The sequence below is a fragment of the Rheinheimera sp. genome (genome assembly GCF_036568245.1).
Lineage (GTDB): Bacteria > Pseudomonadota > Gammaproteobacteria > Enterobacterales > Alteromonadaceae > Alishewanella.
This window is the reverse complement of record NZ_DATCSY010000303.1, coordinates 1-8,240: the sequence shown is the minus strand read 5'-3', so window position 1 is coordinate 8,240 and position 8,240 is coordinate 1. Positions and strand designations below refer to the sequence as shown.

The window sequence follows — 8,240 nt, the reverse complement described above, 5'->3', positions numbered from 1 at the left end:
GATTAAGCCGGTACCACTACCAAGCGCACCGCACTTAAATGTTACTTTGTACCATCAAGATTAAAAAGTAAACAAAAATTGTGCAAAAAATCTCTTCATATAGCATTGAATTATAGACATCCAATCGTTTATTGCTTATTAATATGTTACCAAGTAACAATTCAAACTGGCTGTTTATGCGATTTATCTGCTGTTCTATATTGCTATTAATAAGTACGGTTTCTGCTTCAGAGCCCCCTGCTTTACTACCGGCGCCGACCAGACTGGTGTTACAGCAGGGAGAATTTGATTTCACCTCTGGCTTTAGTATTGACGCCCCGGACAACATTTTACTTAAGCAGGCAACAGAGCGGTTTGTCCGGCGCTTAGCTCTGCAAACCGGCGGCGATATTGCCGACATGCCACAAAAAACGTTGCACGTTAAAGTCACTGCCGCCCGCCAAAATAATATACCGGCTGTGCAGATGAACGAGCAGTATCAGTTGCGTATCAGTCAGCACAACATTGAACTTGAGGCCATAACAGAAACCGGTGTTTTGCGCGGTCTGGAAACGCTGTTACAGCTGGAGAAAAATGGCAAAGCCCCGGCATTACAGCTGTATGATGCGCCGCGGTTTAGCTGGCGTGGTGTGTTACTGGATCCGGCCCGGCGCTTTTTGCCTTTTCCAACTTTGCTGCGCCAGCTGGACATTATGGCTGCGGTGAAATTGAATGTGCTGCACCTGCATCTGACTGATGACCAGGGTTGGCGTTTTGAGTCAAAGCGTTTTCCCAGGTTACACCAGCTGGGAGGCAAACAAGGCTACTACACACAGCAACAGTTACGTCAGCTGGTACAGTATGCCGCGGAGCGTGGCATCCGAGTCGTACCGGAAATTGATCTGCCGGGCCATACGACCGCTCTCGGTGTTGCTTACCCTGAACTGATGAGCCAAGCCGGGCCGAAACAACCCGAAAAACACTGGGGAGTGCATCCGGCCGTATTGGACCCAACGAATGAAGCCGTTTATGACTTTCTGACTGAACTGATCACGGAAGTAACAACAGTATTTCCTGATCGCTATCTGCATATCGGCGGCGATGAAGTGCTGAGCGAGCATTGGCTTGGCTCAGCTCATATTGTAAAGTTCATGCAACAACATCAGCTGGCTGACGCTACTGCGTTACATGCTTACTTTAACCAGCGGCTGCACAACATATTGCAACAGGCTGGCCGCACTATGATGGGCTGGGATGAAATAACGCAGGGCAGCTTACCAAAGTCGGTGCTGGTACAGTCATGGCGTGGCGTAGAATCGCTGCATCAGGCCGCTGCGGAAGGTTACGATACCGTACTGTCGACCGGTTACTATCTGGACCAACCACAGTTTGCCGCCTTTCACTACCGTAACGACCCGGCGCCAGCAAACCGGCCGCTGCCAGACTTATCAGCGCTTGGCAGCTGGTCTGCCTGGCATTTTAATTTCGAGCGGCTGCGCGGCAGTGCTATAAAAGGCAAGTTGGCCCTGCTCAGTCTTACTGACGGCACAGTGCACGCTTTAATGGAGTTTGATGGCCGCTCACCGGCCTTCGTACAGCAACCTGTCTTGAACGCTGACAAGCTAAGCTTCCGGATTGATAGCTGGATGGGGCCGCTTACTGCAGATTTTACGCTTGGCGAAACACTACAGGGTAAGCTGATTGTCGGTAATGCGCCTTACCAGGTCAACGGCTCTGCAATAGCACTACAGCAACGCGCGGATAAAAAATTACCGGTAGCAGCGCCCGTTCCTTACACCTATGATACTGACGGCAGCACAACGCAACACATTCTCGGTGGCGAAATGGCGTTATGGGGCGAGCTGGTTACGCCGGACAATATCGATATCCGTTTATGGCCGAATGGTTTCGCTGTTGCTGAGCGACTGTGGTCAGCTCAGGATGTCACTGACGAAGACAGTATGTATCAGCGGCTTGGCTGGCTTAATCAGCGGCTAAATCACTTCAGCCTGCAGAACTTAAGGCAACAGCAACAGGGGTATACTGCGTTGGCAGGTGAACATTCACAGGCTTTAGCAACTGTCAGCGAGGCTTTTGAACCCGCGCATTATTATCATCGTCTGCATCAAAAGTCTGCTGCCGGTATTTATCATCAGGATGCCCCGCTTAACCTGCTGGCTGATTTCTTACCAGCCGAGCAAAACGCTGTTCGCCAGTTTGAACAACGCTTGCAGCTTTGGTTGGAACAACGCCAGGCTGTCGACAAGCACTGGCTTAATGAGCAGCTTGCGAAGTGGCAAACCGCCGCTAACGGACTGCTTGCAGCAAATGTCGCAACGATAAAACCTTACCGGACGCTGATGCAACAACTGGTGGCATTAAGCCAGTCAGGCCAGGCAATGCTGTTCAGCATTGAACAGCAAAAACCGCTTTTAAAAGCGGAGCGCGACAGCATCGCACTGCTGCTTGAACAGGCCACGACCATTCAGCATGAGATAATTATTGCCCTGCACCGGCCACTGCAAAAGTTACTCGAACATACTCCGCATAGCCATATCTGGGTTACTGCCGGAACGTTCAGCGGTGCGGTAGAAGGCCCGGCTGTCGATACTGCCGGCAACCTGTATGCTGTCAATTTTGCAACCGATGGTACCGTCGGCAAAGTCAGTGCTGATGGCAGTGCAAGCCGTTACATTACATTAGCCCCTGGCAGCACCGGCAACGGCATAGTGTTTGATGAAAACGGCGCCATGTATATCGCCGACTATACCGGCCACAATATTCTGCGTTATCACAACGGCACGCTGGATACCTTCAGCCACAACAAGACGATGAACCAGCCTAATGATCTGGCCATTATGCAAAACGGTACTTTGTTTGCCAGCGATCCGAACTGGGCAGATAACAGCGGCAAATTATGGCGCATTAGCCGAAACGGCCAAAGCGAGTTAATGCGCGCCGATATGGGTACAACCAATGGCATTGCTGTAAGCCCCGACCAGCAATTTTTATACGTTAACGAGAGTGTGCAGCGAACAGTATGGCGTTTTCGGATCCTGCCGGATAACAGCCTGGCTGACAAAACACTGTTTGCCCGCTTCAGTGAATATGGCCTTGATGGTATGCGCACCGACAGCCAGGGGAATCTCTTTATCGCGCGTTACGGCAAAGGCGTGGTAGCGAAGCTGGATAAAAACGGTAACCTGTTACAGGAATACCGGCTAAACAACGCCCTACCGACGAATGTAGCTTTGAGCCGTGACGAAAAGACTTTGTATGTCACCATTCAGCAGTGTGGCTGCATTGAGCGTATTTCACTATAGCGCGAACGGCTCTTCTACTATGGGCCATATCGGCCTGGTCAGGTGGCGGTAGCCATTACGCTTAGGATCGCTGGGGTATGGCGCCCCGGCATCGACATAAAGTACCTGCGCCGCCAGCGGCGCAAAGCCCTGATAAAAATGATTAGTCGACTTGATTAGCAGCAGGCTGCGCTCTTCCGGCGCAATACCCAGGGCCCTGAACAGGCTGGGGTCAAACGACTGACAGCGGTTGGTATTCAGAATAACGTCGATACCATCAAATTTAATCAATGCACAGTCACCCATAGGCACACTGCTGTCGGCAAACTGCTGCTCAGCATTGGCTTTAAGCCGGACAACCTGCACTACTTTGTCTATTGGCTCGCCAGCAGTGGCACAACTTTTACCACCGAAACGTAAGCTTATCCGGGCGCCTTCTCCGGCGGCAAAACACAACTTAACCGCCATAGGATCCCAAATAGTCCCAACAGCTACATTGGTCAGTTTACGTGCAAGTATCTGCTGCAAAATTAAGGTGCCATCCCCTGCTACACCGCCCCCCGGGTTGTCCCAGACATCGGCCAGCACAGTCGTGCCCTTACTTTGTACGGCCAATGTCAGCGCGGTGTCGATACTGTCAAATCTGGGCAGAGTGCGTCCGCGGAAAGAAAACAGTTCCAACCCAAGCTGTTTTGCCAGTTGCTGCCCGAGTTCAGGTTCGTTATCAGTGACGACCAACAATTGCGTGCCCATATACGGCACGTCCCCCGCCATAAAACCATGAATAACCGAAATCGACAGCACCGACGGTTGTTGCTCTAGCTGACGGATCTTAGTGATAAAGGATTTCATCGGCTCATGGCTGGTTGGCAATACATCTATCATCCGGCAATCGAAACTGCTCATGCTGGGCGTAACCTCACGCTGCACTGCTGCCACCGCCAGGCGCACCAGATCACGCGCGCACTGCATAAAATCCAGATGCGGGAACTCTTTAAATGCAATAAGTACATCAGACGCTTTGAGCCGGTCAGGTGTCAGGTGGCTGTGAGGGTCTAACGTGGCACCAATAAACACACCTGGCCCGGTTATTTCACGTACCCGCGTTAGTAAATCGCCCTCACAGTCGTCATACCCCTGCGCCACCATAGCACCGTGCAAGCCAAGCAGTACCGCCTGCACCGGCATAGCCTGACGCAGCTGCTGCAAAATTTCATCGCGTAACTGCTCATAAGACTGCCGGTTCAGCAAACCACCTGGCTCAGCCCAACTGCAACTGCCTTCTATTACTTCAATATTAGCGTTGCTGCTGGCGTATTCACGGCAAGCAATCAGTGGTGCACTGCACAACGTTGGTGTGTCCGGATGTTGGCCTGGTGGTGCATAAAAGCTCTGATAGAAGCTATGCACATCGGTATACATTGGCGAGAACGTGTTGGTTTCAGTTGCCAGCGAGGCAGTAAAAATGCGCATAAACCCTCATTGAATTCAGTACCGCTGTTCCAGCGTGACAGGGCGTCCGGTTTGCTCTTGCAGCACAACAGGGTTTAGCTCCCGCTGCGCCGTAATACGTTGTAATGCCAGATCCCGGCTTACTGCGGATGCAGGCGTCAGCAAGCTGACTAGCACTGCTGCAAAAAAAGCACAGCTGACAGCCGGAATACAGGGGTTTCCCCACAGTGCAAGCCAGAGCGGTTGGCTTAACAGCAGCAGCGAGGTAAATACAGCTGTCAGCATCGCCGCCAATGCACCCTGCCAGTTAAGCCGGTGCCAAAACCGGCCAAGTACAGCGACAACAAACATACCGGCAATCAGCGTCGCGATCATGTTGCTGATGTAGCTGATTAAATCATCGGATAGCAGAGCCAGCAGTAATGCGCAGCCTGACACTACTAGCACAGCCAGTCTGGCGTAGCGCACGGCTTTGTTAACCGGCGGCATCTGCCCTGTTACTGCCTGGTATAAATCGCGGATCAGCACCGACACGGCAGCAATAGCATCTGAACTGGCAGAGGATAACGTGGCCGACAGGCCAGCCAACAACACCAGCATTGCCAAAGCGGCTGGCAGTAACATAACGGCCACTGTACTGAAGGCAAACTGGTGATTATCCAGCTCTGGTGCCAGTGAAAATGCGGTAATACCAATGACGGCCGGTAAAATGGCAAATAACAGATATAAACCACCTGACAGCAAAAACGAACGCCTGACTGTACTGACGCTGCGTGCAGCATAAATACGTTGCCGAAATGACGGTGTCGCCATCACCCCAACTGCCACGACCACCGCCAGAGAAATAGCCGGCAGCATTGGCAGGCTTTTCATCTGACCGGAATGCAGCGCTTCAGCGACCAAATCAGCAAGTGGTGCTATACCACCACTAATATGCACCGCAGCGGCACTCATCACAATAAATCCACAAAACAGCAGCACAGCCATCAGACTGTCGGTCCAAACCACCGCCTTATAACCACCTATCATCACGTACAGAGTAAAGGCACCTGCGATCAGTAATTTGGCATACAGCAACTCTATACCCGTGGCCCAGGATAAATAGAGGGCGCCACCAATAATATGTGCGCCAAGCCAACCCAGCGATGCGAGAAAAATAAGTACCGCGCTGCAATGCTTTACCCATTGGTTGGCACCAACGTAGTAACACAGCTCCTCGCTCATCGTCATAAAACGCAGTTGCCGCAGCGGCGCAAATAGCCAGGCCGTCAGTAAAATACCGACTGCGCCGCCGACACCATATAAAATACCTCCCCAACCGTGCTGATAGGCATAGCCTACAGCTCCCATACTGGTGCCGGTACCAATCATAGTGGCAACAGTGGTTCCCAGTGTCAGAGTGCCGGACACTTTACGTCCGGCCAGCAAAAAATCTTCACTGCTGCTTTGGCGGCGGGAAACCAGATAGCTGATGGCAATCATCAGCAACAGATAGAGACCAAAACCAAGCAGAAACAGTGTGCCGTTCATATCAGCAGCGATCAGCGCGATAGCAGGTCAAATCAACCTCAACTTTGCAATCGACAACCAGGTCTGCCACCGCACAAATTCTGGCGGGTGGCGCATCAGCAAAAAACCGCCGGAATACCTGGTTAAAGCTGGCAAAGTAGCGCGCATCAGTCAGATACACTTTTACGTGCACAACATCTGCTAACTGATAGCCGGCCTGCTGCATAATGTCTATACAGTTTTGCAGTGCCAGTTCCGACTGCTCAACAATACCGCCCTCAACGACCTCACCATTACGCATTGGTGTCTGGCCCGACACATACAGCCAGCCACCGGCTTCTACAGCTTTGGCAAAGGGCAGTTTTTGGCCACCGGTGCCGGTACTTTCATCGATACCATAGCGCTTTATCGTCATAACGGTTTAGTCTCCAAGCGGCTGACGCTCATCACCACCGCGATGGCTATCCAGCGATAGCTTGACACGGCGCAATTTGTCGCGTGATTTACGTTTATTCTGTTTAGCAACTTCGGTCGCCAGCACATCGATAATCGCCAGCATGGCGTAGCGTGAAGCCGATGGCTTATAGATAAAGTCGGTTTCCGGCGCCTGCAGACCCAGTACTATGTCGGCATTGGCAGCAAGTGCTGAGCCGGGTTTGGTAATAGCAATGACTTTGGCACCGTATTGGCGCGCTATGGCTGCAGAGTCAATGATTTCGGCTGTGTTACCGGTCAGCGAAATGGCAACAAGGACATCCTGAGGTTCAACTGCAGCAGCGGCCATTCGGGTGAGTAAACCATCCTGATAACTGCACACCGGCATACCAAAACGAAACAGCCGGTACTGTAACTCCTGTGATCCGATAGATGAGCCGCCGCCCATGCCGATACAAAAAATCATTCTGGCGCCTTGCAGATAACTGACTGCCAGTTTGATATCGGCTTCTACCAGCAATTTGCGGCTCAGATCCAGCGTGTTTTTTATTGCTTCGTATACACCCTGAATACCGTCAAGATCGGGTGTTTCTTCAACAAAGCGCTGGCCGACAGCCAGCGATTGCGCCAGCTTCACTTTAAGCTGACGCACGTCTTTACAGTCAACGGTGCGGGCAAAACGCGTAACTGTTGCCTGACTGACACCGGCCTGCTCCGACAGTTTAGCGATACTCATCTCGGTTGCCGCTTTCACATTGTCCAGAATCAGCTGCGCCACCCTTTGTTCCGATTCACTCATTTCGACAAAACGTTCAGAAATGCGTGACAACACATCTATTTCGTAACTCATTACTTTTTTTTCCGCCGGGCTGAAACCTTTAGCAATGGTGTTACAGAGTAACTTTTGCTAAAGTAACATTTCTCTAGACATAAAAGATACTTTGTACCATGCTGATGCAAAAGTAAACATTAATATCGCTTATTTACAGCAATTTACTGGTTACACTTCAATCTGGATAGCAATTAGTTAATAGCGAGATGTTATGAAGTACCAAAATTCTGGGCATAAAGCTGCAGCAACGCAGCAATTAAACCGGCAACTGAATTTACTGCAGCAGGATATCTGCCTGCCAGCGGCTGTGCTGAAGCAGTCTGCCGTTGAGCATAATTTGCAATGGATGCAACGCTTTGCCAATAGCTGTGGCGTGTCGCTTGCTCCACATGGTAAAACCAGCATGACGCCCTGGCTGTTCCAGCAGCAACTGGCCAGTGGCGCCTGGGGTATCACAGTCGCTACGGCTTATCAGGCACAAGTTGCCGCCCAGGCCGGTGCGCAGCAAATCATTCTGGCCAATCAGTTGATTGGTCGCGCCAATATGGCGTTGGTGGCAGCGGTTGTTGGCAGGGGATGTAATATTTATGTCTGTGTTGACAGTCATGCCAATGCCAGTGCGTTGTCAGCTTTTTTTGCCGCCGAAAAACTTACTTTACCGGTACTGATTGAGCTTGGTGTACCCGGTGGTCGCTGCGGTTGCCGGACTAATCAGCAGGCAACTGAGCTGG

The 8,240-nt window shown here is 51.4% G+C and carries 6 protein-coding genes; 2 read left to right on the top strand and 4 right to left on the bottom strand.

Translation table 11 applies throughout. The annotated features are described in order from the left end of the window. Positions 1 to 143 precede the first annotated feature (143 nt). The gene (locus tag VIN66_RS13680; RefSeq protein WP_331924495.1) at positions 144 to 3,302 is read left to right on the top strand and encodes a family 20 glycosylhydrolase; all 3,159 of its coding nucleotides are present in this window, start codon (positions 144 to 146) and stop codon (positions 3,300 to 3,302) included. On the opposite strand, the gene VIN66_RS13675 is transcribed toward VIN66_RS13680, so the two are convergent. Genes VIN66_RS13675 through VIN66_RS13660 form a run of 4 tightly spaced genes read right to left on the bottom strand, consistent with a single transcriptional unit; the run spans position 3,297 to position 7,527 of the window. Further along, positions 3,297 to 4,754, bottom strand: a complete 1,458-nt coding sequence (locus VIN66_RS13675; RefSeq protein WP_331924494.1) for a M81 family metallopeptidase — start codon at positions 4,752 to 4,754, stop codon at positions 3,297 to 3,299. The genes VIN66_RS13680 and VIN66_RS13675 overlap by 6 nt on opposite strands. A gap of 15 nt (positions 4,755 to 4,769) precedes the next feature. Next, positions 4,770 to 6,263, bottom strand: coding sequence for a sodium:solute symporter family protein (locus tag VIN66_RS13670; protein WP_331924493.1), 1,494 nt, complete (start codon positions 6,261 to 6,263; stop codon positions 4,770 to 4,772). A 1-nt stretch (position 6,264) separates the two neighbouring features. Then, on the bottom strand, positions 6,265 to 6,657 hold the full coding sequence (locus VIN66_RS13665) for a RidA family protein (RefSeq protein WP_331924492.1): 393 nt from the start codon (positions 6,655 to 6,657) through the stop codon (positions 6,265 to 6,267). Positions 6,658 to 6,663: 6 nt separating this feature from the next. Next, positions 6,664 to 7,527, bottom strand: coding sequence for a MurR/RpiR family transcriptional regulator (locus VIN66_RS13660; RefSeq protein WP_230819601.1), 864 nt, complete (start codon positions 7,525 to 7,527; stop codon positions 6,664 to 6,666). Between the two features lie 193 nt (positions 7,528 to 7,720). On the opposite strand from VIN66_RS13660, the gene VIN66_RS13655 reads away from it, so the two are divergent. Further along, on the top strand, positions 7,721 to 8,240 hold a 520-nt coding region (locus tag VIN66_RS13655), incomplete at its 3' end, for an alanine racemase (protein WP_331924491.1).